Consider the following 21,436-nt stretch of genomic DNA (forward strand, 5'->3'; position numbering starts at 1 on the left):
TGCGAAACGCTATGCCCGTATCGAATCCTTTATCCAAACCGCACGAAAACAAAAGCATAATGTCTTTCTACAACTCAAATATGCCTTACAAGGACACACTTTCTTGACACATCCAAACCTGACCTCCTAAATAGATACAAATAAAAAGATTTTATCTTACATAAAAATACTTAATATCTATCAAAATTATTTTTATAAACCATTATAATTAAAAAAAATAAATATAATTAATACTGAGGACTTGATTTTGCAAGTCCTCAGTATTAATTATAAAGTATTTCTATACAAGTAGGCTGTACTAATTAGTTTATGTTAAGCATTTTACAAAATGATTTCCACTTTCGCGAGAATGACGTACTCGGCACTTAAAAGCGGGTGCATTTCAAAATTTCCTGTAATCAGCCTTACACATGCTATCTACATTGCACTTTAATAGGTGTAGGCTGTATGTGTCGTGCATTTTTGAAATGCACCCCTTAAAAGCCCGTCATGCCCAACTGGATTGGACATCCATAACATAATAAACTATTCAAAAGAACCTACTTATTATTTATTGTTTACACTCAAGTCTATTATAACTACCGGGGTCTAGTTGAACCCAACCTCCCCCACCTGTAACTGTATCAACTGAGAAAAGCCTAGTGCTAACATTGTATTTTAATTTAATATCTGAATACCATAAAATGATTAAAGCAGAGTTTAAAGCATCACATGTGGTAATACGATATCCATCAGCCTGATCAAAATAACCATTCCAGTCATACATCCCACCACCTTCCCAAGGCTCTGCTTCTCCTACTAAGTTTGAATGCCACGTACTACCACCGGAGGTCCACCGAGATAGACCATGAAGTTCAACTTGCTCTTCTTGAGCATATGCCCAAAAATCTTTATCTCCAATTTTTTGTCCTTGACCATTTACAACATCTATAGCAAATTCAATATCATGACTTGGTGGTGAACTTTTTTGTGTCCGATTACCCTTATCAACTAAGTCATTAACATCGCAGCCATTCAAAACAGCCATGCATAAAACAATAAACAGACTAAAAATAGCTATTAATCGCTTACTAACTTGAGTTAAGAATAAATATAGCATGGTAACCTCCGTCGTTTATTTTATTTATAATGTCTATTCCCCTTAACAAGAAGAACAGGCGATCTTTGCTTTTGAAAATATTTTAATTGTTAACAAAAAACTTTAACTGTTTTGACTAAAACGTTGTATTATATATTGATTTAGAGATGTATTTAAAATACTTACACAAGCCTTATTAACTAAGCACAAAAAATGGGGTATAACACAGTTACACCCCATTTTAACACTAAGCTATTATAATTATAAAACTTATAGCTTCATCGAGACCGTAAGACGGTTGATGGCATTGAAGTATTTTTGGGCTTCATAGGCATAGTCCACACCAAGGTTGATGCCACCAAACCGATACCGAATACCCGCTCCTGCACTTAAACCACGGACACTATCGGTCATCAGCAATTCATTGTAGCCCCCCCGTAAGATCACCAGATCTCCGAGTAAGCCCAGTTCTGCCCCCAGATTGAGGAACTGCTCCGAATTATTGGGGCTAAGTGCATCCACCGCAAGGGTTAGACGGGCTTGTTTGGTTTTGATTACCTCGCCCGCCAAACCGATACGCATCATCAGGGGCATCCCAAATTTATCGGTCCGCAGAAAACCGCGTTGGCTTTCGTTGTTCCCTTCCGCATTTTGGTCAATATCGGTCGTAATGAGCAAATCATCCCCACCCATTTGGAGTTTCGTCCCAAAATTGGTGATGGCGGCTCCCAAACGAACCCCACGGAATGGCGTAATAAACAAGGTCCCAATATCTATGGCCACCCCATTGGCGCTAGAGTGCCAAATGCGTTCCGAGACCAATTTGGCAGTCCCACCAATGGAGAAGCGATCGGTTAGTTTGCGTGCATAAGAAACAGAAACCGCATAAGAAGCCGCGTTAAAGGTCTCCCCGGTTCCATCTTGTTCTTCAACGGTAATCACCTCCATTTCTGGGGTACGGATAGAGGTCATGCCGATCCCTAACGTTCCTCCGGCCAATGGGGTACTGAAAGCACCATAGTTGAAGTTAATTTGATTAATCCATTTTGCGGTCTCGAAACTCAGGCTGGGTTTGTCCAAGCTTGTAAGGCCCGCCGGATTCCAGTAGATCGAGGATAGATCATCCACCTGCGCGGTCACCGCATTTCCCATCCCTGTAGAACGAGCGCCCACGGGAATCGAAAGAAATTCGGCGGCAGTGGTTCCCCGGTTGGTGACATTTCGGGTGTCTTGCGCCGAGGCCGTTACAGCCATAAGCAGCATCAGGCAAACCGCAAGTCCTTGTTTGAAAAGTTGGTTTTTCATGTTGGTGTCCTCCTGCGGTTACTTAATAATGGCGAAAGTTCCGGTGGATTCCCCAAGTCCGGGCGCTTCTACGTGATAGACATATATTCCATACGCCACCGAGAGGCCGTCCTCGCTTTGGAGATCCCATTCCAAGGCCCCATCCAGCATATCACGAGAAGTGATATTTGCCCCATAGTCACGGTTCAGGGTTTTCACCAAGCGACCGCTTACGGTATAAATACGGATGGTACAATTGGCTGGAAGGTTCATGAACTTAATGACACGCGGCCCACGTCCCGTAGAGAACGGATTCAGCGGTTCAAAGCGGTTGGTCGCCACATAAGGATTCGGAACCACCTTAATTTTGTCTAAGGCAGAAGTGGCTTTTTCGGTATCTATTTTTGATGCCTCGGTCGTGAACTCAAATTCATCCGAAGACAAAAGCGGTTTACGGAGGTTCAGCGTGATGTTATCGCCCGTAGCGGGATTCTTCCGGTCTTTAAAGGTGAAGTTTAGGCCGACACGCCATGTGATGATTTTTTGACCGGAAGTATCTCCTACTTTGGGTTCATAGAAGATGATAAAGTCCGACTCACCAAATGTGGTATCATTACTAAACACCCCCGGAATGGCTGGATTCTCGGCTTCGGGTCCGGTCAAATCCCAAAAACCATACTCAATAGGCACTTCCCGGACGCCACCCGCTCCATCAGGTTCGAGGCGATACACCTGGAAGTTCGTTTTACGGGCAGGCAAGGTGACATTCGTCCGGACTTTAAGTTGAACAGATTGTCCTTGCCCCGGCTCTACAATTTTAATCCGATAGTCTGCCGGATTTCGCAAACCCCGCACAAAAGTTCCCCCGACGTATGGTTCAAAAGTGATTGGATATACTTCATTATTGGCAGCACCTGAACTGTTTTTCCAAAACGATTCGGCACTGTTCAGGCTGACAAATGGCTCGTTCTGGAAAATTAACCGGAAGCCAAGCGCATTTCCAGCAGCATCAAACAAGGGGAATTCTGTACCTGTTTTTAACCCTGCACTTTGTTTTTCCAGCAGGAACTTCCCTCCAGTAACATCATACAGGGACCAGCTTTTGGTTGTGAGGGTATCCGGCAAGTTCGGATTGGGGGAAACAATCAACGTATCCCGGAACGTAATCCGGTACTTATTGTTGTTCTTAATCACCGTAGGGTCAATGATGCTATAATCAATTTTGGAAGACGTCAGCCCTTTGGTCCGAACAATGGGTGCCGTTCCGATAAATGTAGCGGGCGTATAACCAGCGGCGGTTGGGCCTGGTGTAATCTTTACCACGTTTTTCGCAGTCTCGATGGTTCCATCGGGCAAACGACGAATCCGTACGGGCGCTTCGGTTGGCGAGATATTCGCGGTTGCGGCACCAAAGTCATAAGACGTGATGGCATAATAATACGTGATCCCATTTTCTACGGTGGTATCCACAAACTTGTGTACCAATCCACTATCGTTCCCCAAATAGAACTTCACCCCGTTTACGTCCACCGGATGGAAACCATTTACGCCGTTTTTGAGGTCGAACTGAGCAATCGGTTTTTTGTAACTCAGGTTGCCATAGCCATCCGTAATCTTAAGGGCATCCAAGAAGGCCGGATCGGTGGCGCGGTAAATCCGGTAGCCTTCAAAGTCTTTGGCGGGTAAACCCAAACCCAAGAGGAACTGATCCACCGATTCTTCGGCGGCGCTATCCCAATACAAGGTTACGGATTTATCACCCGGAACGGCGGTCAGGGCAGGAACCGCAGGCGCTTGTGCAAACTGGTAATCTTCGGCATAGGCTTGATAGGCATTATCCCGTTTGCGCAGAACATTTGTCCGATCGGATCCAACCTGAATCGAGAGCGAAATCCTTTCGGTTTGTCCGGCTTTGAGCGGGAAGATACCACTCGAAACCACGAGGTCATTTTCGCCGGGGGGCGGTTTTTGGGTATCCAGTTCCCCTGGTTTCATGTACTTATTGAACAACTCTTGATCGGACTGGCGGTTGAAGTCTAAAGTAAACGCCGGAATGATTTTTACGTTTGTCAAACCGATTTGGTCGGACTCGGAGACGTCGGTAACGTCTATGTTTTTCTCACCGGGGAAAGCCGTACCAGCACCTGTGGTTGGAGAGCGGTCGCCATCACCGGTATCACCCGTAAACTGCACGCCATCCAAGCCCGTATCGTCCCGAAGCGGATCCCAGTCACAGTCATTGTCTAAACCATCCGAGCGGCTTTCATCAATCATCTCATCTATCATTTCGTCTATGCCTTCATCAATGGCGCCATCTTTGTCGTTATCCACACCATCGGCATAGGGTTTTCCGAGGTCTTCCGGCCCCACTTGATAGAGAATAATATTCGTTCCGGGCACACGATAACGGCCATACGGATCATTCTTGGCAGCATCAATCATGGCTTGGGTCACCAAAGGAGAACCCGGTTCGGAGAGGTATTCTTCGCAGGCATAGCGCGTTTTGCCTTTTGGGTCTCCTGCGGAGTTGTCATTATCAATCCCGTCTTTAAACCCTTTGCCCACATCGTCCTGCTCGATCATCAGCAAGTGCGTTGGGCGGGGGGTTATAGTAGTCAGAAACGCATCATTTTCGGGGTTAGGCGGCCAGCGCAGCCATTTATCCGACGAACTGGCAGCCACCATCTCAGGCGTAACAACGGGGCTATCTTGTTCTCCGTCACCGTCGTTGTCCACAAAATCGGCATAACCCACCCCACGACTGGAGGCCTGTGCATCGGTGAAGGCAATATGGGCGCGGTTCTCGTCAATAAGACCGTTCCCGTTATCGTCAATCCCATTCGTAGGATCTTCGGTAGCAATCATGGCATCGGTTACAATGGGGCTGCTACACTCACCTGTCGTAATATCACAATCATTGGTAGAGCCGTCGCCATCGTTGTCAATACGGTCCACCGAGTTGCCCGGTGTTTCGAGGAAAGCAATGGCGGCCACCCCCACTTTTTCGGAGCCGAACGGCTCGGTCCCAATACCATCGGCATCGGTCATAAACGCCACATCCTCGGCCAGATCAAAGAATGGAATATCGTCCGAAGCATCTCCCCCCACCAAGTCGGCCAGCCAAATGGAAACGCCTACTTTGTTCAGGTCTTTAGAGCCATCGTTTTTAATCCCGTGTAACAGGAAGACCACATCCTGAATCAGAATTTGGCTCCAAGCCAGTACGCGGGCATCTACCACCAAACCAAGCCCTTTGCGGGTCCGGTCGGTATCATCCGGAAAGAAGTTGGGGTAGCGGTCATATTGGTCATCCCCAGCTTTATAGAAGAATTCTTGGTCTGCATTAAAAATGTCTTTACCAAAGAGGCCATTCCAACTGCCCCGCCATCCCGGATCGGTGGTATCGTTGGCTTTATCCGGCCAAGTTGCGGGCCACGAATTGGGTTCATCGGACTGTGCGATGCCAAAGGCACGCCCAGCCGGATTCACATAGCCCTTGATAGGCCGGAAGTTCCAAGAATTGGTTCCATTGTTCAGGTTATTCCGGAAATTGGCCACATCCACAATGTAGAGTGGTTTACCGTCGGTAGCAGCCACTTCTGCGCCCACCCACATTTGAGACAGGGCCACATAGATGCGGTTGGTGTTTTTGGGCCATTCATAGAAAATATCTCCCGGCTCACCCGACTGTGCGGTTTGCAGGAAGTTCGTGATTGTTGCGCGGAGGTTATTGCCATCCACTACGTCTTTTCGGCGCTGCAAGTCGTCCACGCGCTCTTTACTGGGCACATGGTTCCGATCTACCACGCCTTGCGCCCGTACCTGCCCCACCATGAGGAGGGCCACCGGAACGAGGAGGTATCTGAGAAAAACTGATCGCATATGGTTATTCATTAAGGCTTTGGGGCCTCCTTATCAGCCCCTTGGCGCGTCTGCTTTAAAATTTAAACTCTACACCCAAGTGAGCACGACGAGGTTCGGAATAGTTGAACGGCCGAATCCAAAATCCCGGATCGAAACTGGCGGCATCCCGCACCTGAAGCTGGATATTGGGCTTTCCAGTATCTCCATAAACGCCCGTTACGTTCCGGCGGTCCAACAAGTTAAAGACCTGTAAGAAGACCTTCGGCTTCACAGCGCCCAGTTTGAACTCGCGGTTGATGTTCAGGTCAACCTGAAATTCTGCGGGCATCCGACGAGAGTTACGCGCAAACTCTGGCTGAACATTGGCCCCAAAAAGAGAGGCTTTCCCAAAACTTGGCGTAAAGGGGAATCCGGTTCCATAATTAAAGAGCATTGACGCCCCCCAACCAGCAATGTTGGTGTAGGCAGATCCAGCCAAACGGTGGCGTTGGTCCCAATCCAAGGGCAATAAAGCGATCGTAGGCTGAGAATTGCTCAGTAGCGAAAAGAATTCGTCATTTGGGTTGGAGTTCGAGCCTTCAACTACTTGGAACGTATAGCTCAGGTCTGCACCCCAATTGTTCGAGTAGGATTTATTAAATGAGAACGTCACCCCACGTGTATTGGCATAGTCCCGGTTGGCAAAGTTCACATACGTAGTCCCCGGAATCTCGGTGGTAATGATAGGCGAGGTGGCTACCCAATTGCGTACATCACGGTAATAGGCCGTTACGTCCACCACATAATCCCCAAATCCCTGACGAACCCCAATTTCGTACATCACGGTTTTTTGGGCTTTTAAGTCTGGATTTCCGAAAGGCCCGTAGGTACCAGAGTTGGTGCGGATTTTGTACCCGTAGTTATCAAAAAGACGGTTGAGGGTTGGGATTTGGAGGAAATGCCCATACGAAAAGTGAATCACCCCCTTGGCTGTAATCGGATAGGCAACCCCAAGACGTGGTGAAAATTGGAACTTGGGTGTGGCATCCTTATACCAATAGGCCAATCGCTCTTCCAGTGTCTTTTTATTACTATCCACTTCCTCCGCTGCATCAATCACCCCATTGTTATTGGTGTCTTTGTAAATATTCGTTTTTTTGAACGGTGCATACACGTTTGGATCGGCTGGATCGGCCAAGACCTGACCATTAGAGTTAAAATAATCAAACCGAAGGCCCGCATTAATAATCAGGTCTTCATACTCCATCTTATCCTGGATGTAGGCACTTGCCGAGAAAGGCTTGATGTCACTAAAAGACGAATAATCAAGCGAGGTTGGATCTGGAACGGACGGTTGGAAGGGCACAATCGGGTTGCCATCTGCATCCACCTTTGGAATCAACCCATAAGCGATCAGGTTCATCAGGTCTTGTTTGGCCTCAAAACCCACCTTGATCAAATGGTGTTTCGAGACTTGACTTGTGAGTGCCCCCTGTAGAATTTGGCTGCGGGTATCCCGATCGTAACGGCCCAAGTCGGTACCACCCCGTTGAAAACGGCTTCCACCCCTTACGACCGTTTCCCAAACCCCGGGCACGACCTGAACAGAATCCGGAGGCTGGTTTAAGAAATTGTTATAACGGCTGTCCAAAGGATCATCGTACAAACCTCCCTTGGCATTTCGGAAAAACATTCCGGCATCTATATTATAAAAAGTTTTGTTCGAGATCAAATGGGTAAACTTCACCTTCACATCGTAGCCTAAGTCTTGGTTACGGCCACGGCCATCCGGTGCCCAACGCAGGTTAAAATCTCCATTCCGAGATTCCGACTGGTTGGCCAATCCAATAACATTGATAAACATTTTATCATTGAGCCGAACCTTAAAATTGGCCTGAAGACTTAAGCGCTCGAAGTTATTCATCGGGACCAATGCACTATCCCCCCGCGTTCCGTCTATATTGTATTTACGTACACCGTAAAACCAGCCATCATTCTTGAAATAGCGGGCCAAGGCAAAGACAGACACGCGGTCTTTAAGAATAGGGCCATCCAGCGATATTTTGGCATTCTGGTAATGCAAAGGATTCGCAGGCAAATATCCATAGGGATCTACATCTCGGTATTGCACCCCACGAATGGTATAGTCCTCTGCATTAATTCCACGCAAATAGTCTTCTCCACCCTTTCCACTCACCAGATAAGACCCGGAATACCATTCAGCAGAACCGCCCCACTTGGTGGGACTTCCTTCTTTCGTCACCACATTGATGACTCCCGACATGGCATTGCCGTGTTCGGCATTGAACGTGCCCGAAATCACCTGTAGTTCCTGAATCCCTTCATTTTCGATTTGTACCGATTGGGATCCGTCGTAGCTATCAGTAACTGCCACACCGTCCACCAAAACCTTCACTTCGCTGGAACGACCGCCCCGGATGTGTAAGGAACCATTTTTTGATGTTACGCCCGCTTGAGCACCTACCAACTGACCCAATTCCTGCACGGGCATGTTGTCAATGGTTTGGGCAGAAACACGGGATTCTGAACTGGTGACGTCTTTGCGCACTTTAATCGCATCTGCAATAATGACAACTTCTTTTTCCGAAGCGATTACCTGCTCACGGAGTTTGAAGTCGGCAGTGGTGGTCAAGCCGATATTAACATTCACTTGTTCGCGTTTCTCGGTTATATAACCGACAAAAGACGCTTCGAGTGTGTAAACACCTGGTCTGACCCCAATAATGACAAATTCACCATTGGGATCCGTCACCGTGCCCTGGGTAGTGCCCAGAATCCGGATGGTCGCCCCTGGCAAAGGAGAGTTAAATTGGGCGTCGAATACTTTTCCGGTGATCTTGCCCGTAGTCTGTGCCCATAGTGGCACAAGTCCGACAAGAAACAACGAAAAAACACCGATCCAACGTTTGGGTAATCGCATCATAGCTGCGTTGTTTGGGTGATTGAATTCAATTATTACTGGTGATGATCGTTTTAGCTAATAAACCTACGAAGGACAACTCCCTTCGCGTGCCCCCTCTTTTTGGGAAAGCATGTAGGGTATTTTCGTAACCCTTATTCACTTTTCCTGTTTGTGGGTCGTCCTGGTTTTTTAGTTCGCTTTTTTTAGTTATACAAAGACAGATCATACAATAAAGTATGATTTGTATTAATTTTATCTCGGTATTTTGCTTCGAGGCTTGCTCTATAACGGGCCATCACCCGTTCACTATAGGTATTCCAAAGCAACCTCCGGACATAAGGCTCGGCTTGTTCAAAGTTCATCGGCAATGGCGGCAATTTATCCCCCACTTTCAGCAATACATACTTTCCAGAGACCTCTAATGGTCCCAGAATAGTACCCTTTTCTGCATTCCAAACGGCTTCGGCCAAGCCTCCCAATTCTGCTTGTGTTACAAAGCCTAAATCTCCTTTTGCGTCCTTCCCGCCCAGACGTTCGGAATATCGCTGGGCGGTCTCTGCAAAGTTTTCCGATGTAAGTTCCCGCTTTATCGCCCTTGCGGCATCAAGGGTAGAGACCAATATTTCCGAAACCTGCACTTTTTCATCCGAAACCATGTTGGCACGATGTTGCTCAAAATATGCCCGCATCGAGTCTGCGGGGATTTGAATGGCCTGATCTATACGCGCCATTTCTTCCCGCACCACCCAATCTTTCATATTCATACGAACAGACTCTTCAAATTCGGGGAGTTGATGAATTTTCAGGTTAGTTGCCCGTCGAACCATCTCCTCTTGTAACAATAGTCCAAGAATAAAGCGCTCCAATGCTGGTTTATCCTGAATGACCGCACGCTGCTTGGCAGAAGTAAAAGCCTCTGCAACCGCCCGAAATTGTGCAACAGTCCAAGTACGACGCTCTCCCGAACGACCAAAAGTGACCAAGGGTTGTTTTTGCCAATTTGGTTGCTGAGTCAACGCCTGAAGTTCCCTCCTGCGGGCAGGATCTATGGCCCCACCGTCTAATTGCAACACCAAACGATTTAAGGAAGCTTGATTCCAAACAGGCCGTATTTCGGATGCGAGTTGATCGGTATGTTGGGCACGGACTTCCCGCCGTTTTTGAATCAGGAAGTATTGCGTAAGCCGATCTTTTCGGGTGAGGAATTCCGACTCGGTGACAATCGGTTTTGTAAACTTCTCGTCTAAACGAATGATCGAATACCCCAGCGCTGTCCGAACGGGCTTCGATACTTCACCTGGTTTAAGCCGAAAAGCCGCCTTTTCAAATTCAGGATCCATATCCTCGAACCCAAAAGCCCCCAATGAGCCTCCACGATTCGCCAAAACCGTATCTGCAAAGACTTCTTTGGCCAGCGCGTTCCACTCTTCACCCGCCTGCACGCGGGCGTACAAACGGTCTGCCGATGCTTTATCACGGGCAAACAAATGACTCGCCTTCATCGTGGTGTAGGCGCGTAAGAGGAGTTCTTGTAATTCGGCTTCGGAAGGGGCTATATCGCGATACATTACACGGGACGTATAGGCTTCTATGCTTAATTTTCGGCGTACTTGTTGTTCCCACGCTTTGTATCCAGCCGTTTGAGAAATACCTCGTTCTTCTGCTGCCCGGATGATCATCTCGGTCGAGACCATCGTCTCCAGCATCGCCTTTCTCAACCGTGGGTCATCTTTCAAGCCTGTTTTTAATAAATAATCGGTGTAACGTGTCTGGAATTGGGAAGCCGTAATGATATTGCCCGCCACCTCGGCCAAGGCTGGCTTCGGTTGGGCAATGGCATATTGAACCAGCACCATCAATCCTAGCAGTCCCAATCCTTTTTTGAAAAGCATGTTGTACCTCAGTTGGAGCGATTCTGTGCGCTGTACAAGTAACAATAGATCCAAAATGAATCCTAAAAGTGTAAGCGCTTACAATATATCAAGATTAAAATGTATTCTCTATAAAGAACAAACCAATTACCCGTAAACTATGGTTTCGATCGCTGTATTCAGCCTTTCATGGATGTATTACGGGCCACCAACTCTGGCTCCAAACTGAGATGTGTCACCTCCGAATTTGGATCTTGAAGCCGTTTAAAAAAATGCTCGACCGCCAAACCGCCTAAGAAATTCATGGGCTGCCTGATGGTACTCAGGCCTGCAAAGGCCGCAAGCTTTACATCATCATAGCCGATCAAGGCAATATCTTCGGGGCAACGCAGTCCCAAGTCGCGAAATGCCCGTAAAGCGCCTAATGCTTGGACATCGGACGTTGCAAAAATTGCTTCTGGCTTTTCGGACTGTTCTAATAGGCGTAACGTGTCTTCATACCCACATTCTTCACTAAAGCCATGTACTACCAAATCTCTGCTCTCAACCACCAACGAGGAGTCGAAAGAAATTCCAGCTTTTTGCAAGGCACGTTGATAGCCAATTTTACGATCTCGGGCCGGAACTGCTGCCAAATTTGCAGCAACCAAGCCAATCTTACGATAACCCACCTGAAGCAAGTGCTCGACGGCCATTTCCCCCCCCTTTCGGTTGTCAACGGCAATCGAGTCGAATAATTCATGGTGGGAATCTACCAAAATAACAGGTTGGGAGAAGGAGTGCAGCCAATCGGCTTGTTCATCGGTGAGCCAAGTAGAAAACAACATCATTCCCTCGCTTCTTCCCCGCTGCATGGCACGTTCCAATTGTGCCGGGGCCTGATCCGGATCAATGACGGGATAGATCGTCAGGTCAAAATCTGTTCCGAAAATCCGTTCTTGAAGTCCACGAATCACTTCTAAGAAAAAATAATTGGCCATCATGGGAATTATGGCCGAGATCAGAAAAGTGTTTTTACGGGCAAGACTTTGGGCAGAGGCATTGGGCTGGTAGTTGTGGCGCTCCGCTATTTCAAAAATACGTTTGCGGGTTTTTGAAGAAACCCGAGGATGGTTGTTGAAGGCACGAGACACCGTCGCAATGGAAACGTCGGCTTCTTCGGCAATATCGTAGATGGTCACAGACACGATGAAGCGGGATTAAGCGATAAAGGGGTACAAATGGGCACAAAATATGTAAGCGCTTACAAATTAGGGCGCATCGCATGGAATTTCAAGTCATTAACCAAATATTTTTGGTACCATCTATTTAGTCACCAAAAGAGGCTCCAATGAGCCTCTTTTTACGATTATCAGGGATTTAAGCCGCTTCCTCTTCCCAATCTTCAATGGTTTCCAAAATGGCTTGAACAATCTGACTTTCTTGTACCGTCCGAATAACCTGGCCGCGCTTAAACAGGTGGGCGCGCCCACGCCCACAGGCAACACCCAAGTCGGCTCCTGCCGCCTCGCCCGGTCCATTTACGGCACACCCCATCAATGCGACATTTAAGTTTTTACTAAACTTACGTGCATTGACGGCTTGTTCCACCTCTTCTGCGATCTTAAACAAGTCCACCTCTAAACGTCCACAGGTGGGACAAGCAATGATGTTAACGCCCGGTCTTCCCAACCGCAATGATTTTAAAATCTGATGAGCAATTTCTACTTCTTTTACCGATTCAGTAGTGAGTGATACACGAATGGTATCCCCAATGCCATCGGCCAGCAATGAACCGATGCCAATGGCTGATTTGATAGAACCTGTTTGCCAAGTTCCGGCCTCGGTCACTCCTAGATGTAGGGGGATATCGGTCCGCTCAGCCAACAACCGATAGGCTTGAATCATAAAAAACACGTCCGAGTGTTTGACCGACACGATCAGATCGCGGTAATCATGTTTATGACAAATCTCGATATGGCGCATAGCACTCTCGAACAGGGCTTCGGGCTGAGGATACCCATATTTATCCAGAATATCCCGTTCTAGTGAACCCGAATTCACTCCGATCCGAATGGGCACACCTTTAGCCTTGGCAGCGAGTAGCACCTCTTGCTCCCATTCAGGCTTCCCAATGTTACCGGGATTAATCCGAATTTTTGCACATCCGGCCTCGATGGCTTTAAGGGCATATTGATAATTAAAATGGATATCGGCGACAATAGGAACTGGCGAACCTTGGACAATATCTGACAAAGCGGCCACATCTTCCGGACGCGGTACGGCCACACGAACAATATCGGCGCCTGCTTTGGCCAAGCCGTCAATTTCGGCAAGTGTAGCGACGACATCATGGGTTTTGGAAACGGTCATAGATTGAACGGAGACGGGCGCGCCCCCACCAATTTGGACATTTCCGACATGAACGGCTCTTGAAATCCGACGGGGTCTCTGCATGGATGTTTTAGGTCTGAAGGAATGAGAAATAGGTTAAGCCCTCGCTTCTACGGATGAAGGGGTGTTTTGGCTCCGTTTGGCATTTTTTTCATGATTTCGGCCTTTAGGCGCAGCCAAGCAACCACTGGCCGATGGTCCGAATATTCAGCGGATAATACTTTTGCCAAAACAGGCTGCCAATGCTGGCTTGCCAAAATATGGTCTATCCTAAACAACGGCTGATGGCTATGATATGTCCCCCCCCATCCCGGTCCCGTTGCAATATATACATCTGTCATCCCACTGGCAAATTCGGCATATGCCCAGTTGTGGATGGTATTATTAAAATCTCCTACTACCAAATAGGGTAAAGTTTCTTTTTCAAGGGCTTTTTTCAATAACCGAACCTCATTTGCCTGTATTTTGTATGCCCGTTCATACTGAAGGCTTAGGCGTTCGAGGATATCCCTTAGTGGCTTCTCGCTAGCCATTAGCTTCCAAGGTTTTTGTTCTCCCAAAGACTGCAAGTGGACATTGTACACCGCAAACCGAAAATTCTTGTTTTGAACAATAGACCTACTGGCAAAGTTCTGGATTAAGACGCCATCATCAACTTGATAGGCTTGAACGGTATCGGGTCGGAGCAATCCACGGGTCAAAATGGGATTACTAATCGCGCGAACCTTTTTAAATAATGCACCCGGCGCAATCGAATATGATAGAGAGTCTCTCAAATACCGTGTATAAAGCGTTGCTTCGGTACCTTTAGGCAGTTGCCAAAAATATGACTCCTGAAAAAACAAGAGTTCTGGATTATGCCCCTCAAACAATCTTGCCCATCCATCAGCAGGAACGTTTGCAACATTGTAGGTCATCAACTTTAGGTCGCTGGTAGTAGGCGTAGTAGCAACCAAGCCAAAAGGCCACAGCCGAAGGGCAAGCAGACAAAAACCTGTTATGGATAGCACAACAGGGAACCACTTCCTTTTCCAAGCCAAGATAAACGCACCGGGAACCAACCCAGCCCACCAAAACGGCAATAAGATTCCGGCAATTTGTAATGGCCAAAAGACATCGGAGGGTACATAACGGGCTGCAAGTCCACCCCAAAACACAACCAACCATCCAACTTGCCACATGAACATGAAGCGAACCCACCAAGAGGTTTTTTTGCGGGGCTTTTTCAAAGGTAATTCTGTTCGTAAGGGATTAGAACGGCCAGACAAGGAACGGTCATTTTTTACTGGCATCATACAAAGCCTGTTTTTCTTCAGGCGTCAGAGATTCATACCCTTGTTCATTGATTTTATCTAAAAGTCGGTCTATAATTTCGTTATCAGACTTTTCTGCATTTTTTTCAATTTTGCGCTCTTCTTTCACCTGATAAGCCTTTCTATCTGGAATGCTATAAGGTGAAAGTGCTGGTTCGCGACGCATAGACGGACGAGAGGCAGGAGACTTCCGAACGGGCGAGAAAAATACCCTTGCCCACGAATGTACGTCCACACCACGTTTTACCAATTCCGAGGTTCCCCACCCAAAAGCGGCCGCAGCAGCAGCTCCCAACAATCCTCCCGGCATGGTTGCATATAATACCAAAATTAGAAACGCCATTACCCAAAATGGAACTTCAAAGAAAAACAACGGAATCCGGGCTGTGGGAGACTGGTGGGCCACCGAGAAAGCGACTGCAATAATACCCAAGTGTGCGCCATAAACGGCCCCGCCCTGATCCAAAATAAAAGTGGCAACCAGCCAGTAAATGATTCCTGCAAAAATACCACCACCCAGAAACTGTCCCACGAGTTGGTGTGGCGGGGCAAAATCCGAGGCCATCTGTGTAATAATAAAAAACCAACCCAGCAAAAAGAAAAAACTGATCAGGCCAAACAAGCCCGTTAACGGATTAACAAAAAGATGTGTAACGAATTGAAGCGGAGTCAGCCAAGAGATACCCGGTGCCAATACAAAAGCCTGAAAATAAACCTCTCGAAGTCCAGGAATAAGCAAGGCGACCAATCCCACGATATACGTCACAACCAAAACCGCAAAAATTTCGCGAAACCCCTTCCTTTGCATTAAATACCAAAGACGCAGTTTATCTGCCCATGACGATGTATGTCCCATATCAATTATGTATTTACTGCTTCCTTCGATTTATGGCTTGCCCAATTGGTTTATAAAATACCATTTTTTTCCCTTTGTCAAACGACTCTGTTCATCACGTGCGTTTTTTTCCGAATGGAAGCCGATACCCCCACTTGAGCATGAGTATCAGACCCGCTACCATGCCACCCAAATGTGCAAAATGCGCAATATTGGAGGCCCCACCAGTAACCCCATTCATTAATTCGATGACACCATAGATTAACACAAACCATTTGGCCTTTATAGGCACTGGAAACGGAAAGAAATAAATTTCATACTCCGGATACATCATACCAAAAGCAAGTAAAATGCCAAAAACGCCCCCACTGGCCCCTACTGTCGGTGCAATATAACGCAGGTCTAACCAATGTATTTCGTACCAACTCACGGATAATTGTGCAACGGCAGCCCCTACTACACAGATAAAATAGTACAGCGTAAAGCGACGCGGCCCCCACACCGTCTCTATTTGCGCACCAAACATCCATAGTGCATACATGTTAAGAATCAGGTGAAACAACCCTCCATGCAAAAAAGAATAACTCACCACCTGCCAAGGATAAAACGAGACATCTCCGGCCAAGTGGGCATCCAAAGGCCATAGTGCCAGATACTTTTCCAGAAAAGAGAACATTCCCCCCATCCCAGAAAAGGTTATTTGGGCAAAATAAAAAAGGCCATTCAAGATCAGTAAATTCTTGACAACAGGAGGGAAAAGCGAAAACTGCGAAGGAGGACGGTACGAATATGAATTCATGTATCAGTTGGAATATTTTTTTTATTTTGAAACCCTAATACAAAGGATCGGGATAAATCGTTCCACAGTAGCATCATTTTAAGACCAAAGTCCTGCGCTTACCCGGCAATCTTACCGATTATGGTCATACTTGTATCCGATGCCCATCTGGGGCGCGGAGGTCACCATACAGACCCAACGGCAGAACGTGATTTGGTTCAGGTTTTGGAGTATGCGGCCAAACACCAAGCCCGTATCTATCTGCTCGGAGATGTATTCGAGCAGTTCATTGAATATCGGTACCTCATTCCTAAAGGCGCCACCCGTTTACTGGGTGCTTTGGCCCACCATGCCGATTCTGGGCTTCAGATCCGATATATAACAGGAAATAGGGATCCGTGGCACCTGAATTACTTTGAATCTGAATTGGGGATACCCGTTTTTTTTGATTATCTTATAGAATCTTTTTTTGGAAAACGGGTACTGTTGACACACGGGGATCTCTTTGAATCAACCAAACGTCTTTACCAGAAGTTAAGATCGGTACTGAGGCACCCGATTCCAACAACCTTGTACCGAAACCTATTTCCGGGGGATGTTGGCTACGCACTGGCAAGAAGGTTCAGCCTCCTGACCCTTAGCCCCCAACCAGACCCTAAAACCATTGCTGCACTTGAAGAAGCGGCACAAAAAATGTTTATAAAGTTTCATTGTGAAATGGTGGTGATGGGACACAGCCATTCAATGGAACTTCGTGTATTTAAAGAAGGTACGTATATAAATTGCGGATTTTGGTATAAAAACAGAACGTTTGCCGTCCTAAATGCCAATTCCATAACCTTGAACGAGTGGAAAAACGGCACTGTCCGCCAACTTCAATCTTACCACCACCAGAACGTGCATAACTCATAGACCATATGTGGGGATCTTCACCAACAGAATACACGCAGGATGAACTGCGGCGCTACTTTAACGATCCGGAACGGCGGCATCTTGGCTCCGAAGCCCGCCAGAAAGAACGTATCCAACAATTGGCATTACTGGGGGTTGCCTCGGTTGCTGGTTTTATTGCCTTCTGTTCCCTTATCGTTACGATTTTTATGATCTTCATGGTAAATGATTTGCCTTCCCTTGATGATCTGCAAAATCCAAAAATCAATCTAGCCTCTATTGTGTATTCGCAAGACGGCAAAGAAATGGCCCGTTATATCAAGGCCAACCGGAAATGGGTAGAATTAGAAAGTGTTTCCCCTTATGTCCGTAAGGCTCTCATTGCCACCGAGGACAAACGGTTCTTTGACCATTGGGGCATAGACCTACAAAGCACCCTCTCTTTACCGTTCAAGTGGGCACAGGGTAAATCACAAGGAGGCTCCACCATTACCCAACAGTTGGCACGGAATATGTACGAAGAGATCGGGCGTGCAAAAACCTTTACCCGAAAACTCAAGGAAATGATGACAGCCATCGAGCTGGAACGGAATTATACCAAAGATGAAATTATCGAACTTTATTTGAATACAACCGCGTATATGTATGACGCGCACGGCATCGAAGCGGCGGCCAGTACCTATTTCAACAAATCCCAGAAAGACCTCTCCTTGGCGGAAAGCGCCCTCTTGGTTGGGATGCTTCAAAACCCTTTCCTCTACAATCCTGCACGCGAAGACCGAATTGAAATCTGTGCCCGTCGCCGGAATACTGTTCTGGATTTGATGGTGGAACAAGGATTTATTAAACCCGACGAGGCTGCCACAGCGAAGGAAGAAACCATTCAGGTCAATATCCAACGGATTACGCCACAAAGCAATTTTGCACCATACTTTGCAGAGTATGTCCGTCAATGGTTGGATGAATGGAGCAAAGACAAAGGCTATAATATTTATACAGATGGACTTCGGATCATTACGACTTTAGACTCGCAAATGCAAGAGGCAGCGGAGTTGGCTTCGGATAAACAAGGAACTTTCCTACAAGGCATTGCCAATGGTGAGCACCCGAAAAGCCGTTTTGAGAATTCCAGAGACCTCACCGAATTTATCAAAGAGTCGCACCATTACCGCACCCTCAAAAAACAGCTTGGAGAGGTAGGGGCCTTGGAAAAACTGCGTAAAGACACCGCCTATATGGATTCGCTTAAAACCACGAAAACCAGAATCGAATTGGGCTTAATTGCGATAGACCCCAATAATGGTTTTATCCGTGCATGGGTGGGAGGACGCGACTTTTCCATTGACCAATACGACCACGTGGCGATTGCAAAGCGCCAACCCGGTTCTACATTTAAGCCTTTTGTCTATGCTACGGCTTGGGAAAATGGCTTTGGGTTGGATTATAAGTTTATTGATGCTGCCGTTACCCTTAATTGTGAAGGTGCCGGACGTTGGCAACCCAAGAACTCCGGAAGTAGGGGTAGTGGTGCCTATGTCCCACTAAAAAGTGCATTGATTAAATCTTTAAATACGGTTACGGCACAGTTGGCGTGTAAAGTTGGAAGCCGGAAATTTGTCAAATATGCCCAAGACCTTGGCATCAACGAAAGCTATAAAAAGGTGATTCCTTCACCAGCGATGGCTTTGGGAACAGGCGAGGTTACGTTATTAGAAATGGCACAGGCCTATACCTCTTTTGCAAGCGGGGGTGTTTTACACCTTGCCACACCCATCAAGCAAATTCAGGACCGATATGGCAACGTCATTGCAGACTTCTACCCCACCTACCGCGAAGTATTAAATCCCAACACGGCCTATACCGTCGTGGATGTATTGCGTGGGGTTATCTCGCAAGGAACGGCCAAAAGCCTACGTGGTTCATTCGGAATTTCAGGAAACTACGATATCGCTGGGAAAACAGGAACAACACAGGAAGCATCTGACGGTTGGTTTATGATGATGCATCCGGATGTGGTACTTGGATCTTGGGTCGGGTTTAATGATCGTAGGGTCACTCTGAGTGGCTCTTGGGGGCAAGGCGCGCGGACGGGGATGCGGGTTGTGGGTGATTATTTCAAGCGACTGATAGATGAACAATTGGTCTCGACCCGTAAGTTCACCAAGCCTCAGAACTATAAACCACCGAAGAACACCGTCAAACAGGTTTATAATTCGTATGGTGCAAAGGGTTTTTGGAAGCCTCGGCCTAAAAACCAAAACAATGCCAAGCCTAAAGCAGGTTCTGAGGGCCAACGCTTTACACCACCGCCAGCACCACCAGCAGAGGAACGTAGATTTGACTGGTAAGCAATGATTACTTAAGCCGAGCAAGTTGCTCGGCTTATTTTTTATGGGCGGCACTTCCCTTCGAAATAGGGTTTTAGCTGTGACCATGTTAGACCAAATGCCCGGATGACCTGTTTTACGGGCATTCCCTCCGCGCTCAAGCACCCCATTTCTAAGAGACCGCCCTGCTTAAACCGGATTTTCGCACCGGGCAAGAACCCAAATCGAGCAGGCGATGCAAAAACCAGGTTGTCCTTCAGCAAAAACCGACCACCCAATAACCAGAAGGCACTGTCATTCCTTCCAACGGCATCGCCATCGAACGCCAACGGACTTGTCAATGGTTTCTCGAAAGCACTCTGATATCGGAGGTAATCGGAATACACCGAAAACCGGAAGGTATTTCCAAAACGTTTGATATGTGCAATACCCAAATTTTTATCCATTTCCGGGTTTCGATGAAAAGGAAAACGCATGGCAGAAAAGGGTGAATATACTTTATCCGACACAAAGGCCGGACGCGCCAAAGCCCCCTTTACCCCTTCAACAAAAAGCTGCTTGTGGTGTACGTCCCATCCGGTATTTTCTAAACTCATAAAGGGTGCGCCACCACAATTGTTGCCTGCGGCTTTATGCAGATACAATCCTTCTTGTGGCAGGGAAGCATCCCCACCATCTCCGTCCGCGTTTAGGCCATTTGAGGGTTGATCGAAAAAATTATCCCAAAACCGCGCTTCCACAATCAAGTCACCACATCGAGGCATCCCGTCAATAATTCGTAGTACTTTGTTGGTGCGCACCCCAGCCAGCCCCAAACGCATGACATTTACTCCCCGTTGCCGCATCGTTGCCAGATCGAGGGTATCGGCCTGTACCCATCCCAGTTGTAACCGATTTCCGGCCCCATAAAAGGCATAAGAGCCATACCCCATCACATCAAAGGCCGAATTGGTGTGTCCACCATAATAACGATGCCCAATCTCGTGTACGATGACGCGAAGCGCTTCTTTGTGTGAATTGCCCCTTGCAATTACACCGGAACCATGCGGATACCCTTCCACAACGTCCAGATCGCCCAACTTTATCGGCGACACCGCGAAACCATCTTCCCCACCTGATGTCCCAAACGAACTAATCCCGCTTCCCTGAATGACGTCCCGAAACGCATTGAACCGATAAACCAAAATGATCATATCAAACTTACCATCCGGTGTCCGATCTGCTCCAACCCCGTTGCGATAAGTGTCCCACAGCGCAGAATGGTCTAGTGGCAGGTTTTCGGGATGCGCCCCTACAAACGTGATGACTTCGTGCGCCATTTTTACGACCCCGTTCGTGAACGGCGCAGGCCGCTCAAAATAGTGCTTTTGGGGGTGACGATGGACATACACATAGGGATATACCACACCCCTGAAATCAAGACGATTTCCGGACATTAGATGGTAAAAATCTGTCAATGAACCGGATGTTACGGTACGTTTACCAGGCGGATCTATCAGTCGGCCTCCTTTCGCCCAATAAGGTAGCTTACGGCGGTTAGGCAAAATATCTAAGGTGTCTAAAGGCCATTCGGTTCTCGGATCGTCTGTCCATGACTGAAAAGATCCAATTTTCCATTGATCCTTGTGTCCTTTCCTTTCTGAACAGTGGGGTACATAGGCCACGCCCTGATACTTCGGGACCCCATCTTCATCATGTGTATATTGAGCACAATGTTCAAAACGGTCTTCTTGTGTTTGCACCAATACAACAAGTGCGTTCACTTTTCCAGTATATGGAAAATGCCGAGGTGCAGCCCCCTCTTGTGCCAATACCATCTTGCTCATTAAAAGAAAGACAGCCACGCAGCCATTTATCGCCAAGAGGCATTTTTTTATTTTCATTTTTTGCCTTTTCCCATTGTATATTTCTGTATCCTTA

General features: G+C 47.2%; 13 protein-coding genes. 2 read left to right on the forward strand and 11 right to left on the reverse strand.

Annotation, left to right across the window (positions count from 1 at the left end; translation table 11 throughout):
• Positions 1–550: 550 nt before the first annotated feature.
• The 10 genes from JNN12_16800 to JNN12_16845 form a co-directional block, all read right to left on the reverse strand.
• On the reverse strand, positions 551–1,099 hold the full coding sequence (locus JNN12_16800) for a hypothetical protein (protein ID MBL7979999.1): 549 nt from the start codon (positions 1,097–1,099) through the stop codon (positions 551–553).
• Positions 1,100–1,348: 249 nt separating this feature from the next.
• A complete protein-coding gene (locus tag JNN12_16805; protein MBL7980000.1) occupies positions 1,349–2,383 on the reverse strand; it encodes a PorV/PorQ family protein in 1,035 nt (344 codons plus the stop codon).
• A gap of 18 nt (positions 2,384–2,401) precedes the next feature.
• Complete coding sequence (locus tag JNN12_16810; GenBank protein MBL7980001.1) at positions 2,402–6,244, reverse strand: hypothetical protein; 3,843 nt, start codon at positions 6,242–6,244, stop codon at positions 2,402–2,404.
• Between the two features lie 55 nt (positions 6,245–6,299).
• Positions 6,300–9,149, reverse strand: a complete 2,850-nt coding sequence (locus tag JNN12_16815) for a TonB-dependent receptor (protein MBL7980002.1) — start codon at positions 9,147–9,149, stop codon at positions 6,300–6,302.
• 182 nt (positions 9,150–9,331) lie between these two features.
• Positions 9,332–11,020, reverse strand: a complete 1,689-nt coding sequence (locus JNN12_16820; GenBank protein ID MBL7980003.1) for a peptidylprolyl isomerase — start codon at positions 11,018–11,020, stop codon at positions 9,332–9,334.
• 158 nt (positions 11,021–11,178) lie between these two features.
• Entirely contained in the window at positions 11,179–12,186 is a 1,008-nt protein-coding gene (locus JNN12_16825; protein ID MBL7980004.1) for a LacI family DNA-binding transcriptional regulator, read from the reverse strand.
• Positions 12,187–12,358: 172 nt separating this feature from the next.
• Positions 12,359–13,435: a flavodoxin-dependent (E)-4-hydroxy-3-methylbut-2-enyl-diphosphate synthase gene (gene ispG, locus JNN12_16830; GenBank protein MBL7980005.1), complete on the reverse strand. Its 1,077-nt coding sequence runs from the start codon at positions 13,433–13,435 to the stop codon at positions 12,359–12,361.
• A 47-nt stretch (positions 13,436–13,482) separates the two neighbouring features.
• Positions 13,483–14,667 (reverse strand): endonuclease/exonuclease/phosphatase family protein, encoded by a 1,185-nt coding sequence (locus tag JNN12_16835; protein MBL7980006.1) that lies wholly within the window; start codon positions 14,665–14,667, stop codon positions 13,483–13,485.
• Complete coding sequence (locus JNN12_16840; GenBank protein MBL7980007.1) at positions 14,648–15,541, reverse strand: hypothetical protein; 894 nt, start codon at positions 15,539–15,541, stop codon at positions 14,648–14,650. Before JNN12_16840 ends, JNN12_16835 begins: the two co-directional genes overlap by 20 nt.
• A 94-nt stretch (positions 15,542–15,635) precedes the next feature.
• Positions 15,636–16,319, reverse strand: a complete 684-nt coding sequence (locus JNN12_16845; GenBank protein MBL7980008.1) for a rhomboid family intramembrane serine protease — start codon at positions 16,317–16,319, stop codon at positions 15,636–15,638.
• A gap of 120 nt (positions 16,320–16,439) precedes the next feature.
• Here JNN12_16845 and JNN12_16850 point away from each other — a divergent pair, with 120 nt between their 5' ends.
• Together JNN12_16850 and JNN12_16855 are read left to right on the forward strand one after the other, a co-directional pair.
• Complete coding sequence (locus JNN12_16850; GenBank protein ID MBL7980009.1) at positions 16,440–17,210, forward strand: UDP-2,3-diacylglucosamine diphosphatase; 771 nt, start codon at positions 16,440–16,442, stop codon at positions 17,208–17,210.
• A 5-nt stretch (positions 17,211–17,215) separates the two neighbouring features.
• Positions 17,216–19,537, forward strand: a complete 2,322-nt coding sequence (locus tag JNN12_16855; protein MBL7980010.1) for a transglycosylase domain-containing protein — start codon at positions 17,216–17,218, stop codon at positions 19,535–19,537.
• Positions 19,538–19,578: 41 nt separating this feature from the next.
• Here the strand turns inward: JNN12_16855 and JNN12_16860 are convergent, their stop codons facing one another.
• Entirely contained in the window at positions 19,579–21,399 is a 1,821-nt protein-coding gene (locus JNN12_16860; protein ID MBL7980011.1) for a hypothetical protein, read from the reverse strand.
• Between the last annotated feature and the right edge of the window lie 37 nt (positions 21,400–21,436).

Source organism: Bacteroidetes Order II. bacterium (genome assembly GCA_016788705.1).
Taxonomy (GTDB): Bacteria; Bacteroidota; Rhodothermia; order Rhodothermales; family UBA2364; genus UBA2364.

Excerpts from the sequence above, each read along its gene's own strand:
- JNN12_16800 (MBL7979999.1), bottom strand. The coding sequence starts at position 1,099 with ATGCTATATTTATTCTTAACTCAAGTTAGTAAGCGATTAATAGCTATT.
- JNN12_16805 (MBL7980000.1), bottom strand. The coding sequence starts at position 2,383 with ATGAAAAACCAACTTTTCAAACAAGGACTTGCGGTTTGCCTGATGCTG.
- JNN12_16810 (MBL7980001.1), bottom strand. The coding sequence starts at position 6,244 with ATGCGATCAGTTTTTCTCAGATACCTCCTCGTTCCGGTGGCCCTCCTC.
- JNN12_16815 (MBL7980002.1), bottom strand. The coding sequence starts at position 9,149 with ATGATGCGATTACCCAAACGTTGGATCGGTGTTTTTTCGTTGTTTCTT.
- JNN12_16820 (MBL7980003.1), bottom strand. The coding sequence starts at position 11,020 with ATGCTTTTCAAAAAAGGATTGGGACTGCTAGGATTGATGGTGCTGGTT.
- ispG (MBL7980005.1), bottom strand. The coding sequence starts at position 13,435 with ATGCAGAGACCCCGTCGGATTTCAAGAGCCGTTCATGTCGGAAATGTC.
- JNN12_16835 (MBL7980006.1), bottom strand. The coding sequence starts at position 14,667 with ATGATGCCAGTAAAAAATGACCGTTCCTTGTCTGGCCGTTCTAATCCC.
- JNN12_16840 (MBL7980007.1), bottom strand. The coding sequence starts at position 15,541 with ATGGGACATACATCGTCATGGGCAGATAAACTGCGTCTTTGGTATTTA.
- JNN12_16845 (MBL7980008.1), bottom strand. The coding sequence starts at position 16,319 with ATGAATTCATATTCGTACCGTCCTCCTTCGCAGTTTTCGCTTTTCCCT.
- JNN12_16850 (MBL7980009.1), top strand. The coding sequence starts at position 16,440 with ATGGTCATACTTGTATCCGATGCCCATCTGGGGCGCGGAGGTCACCAT.
- JNN12_16855 (MBL7980010.1), top strand. The coding sequence starts at position 17,216 with ATGTGGGGATCTTCACCAACAGAATACACGCAGGATGAACTGCGGCGC.
- JNN12_16860 (MBL7980011.1), bottom strand. The coding sequence starts at position 21,399 with ATGAAAATAAAAAAATGCCTCTTGGCGATAAATGGCTGCGTGGCTGTC.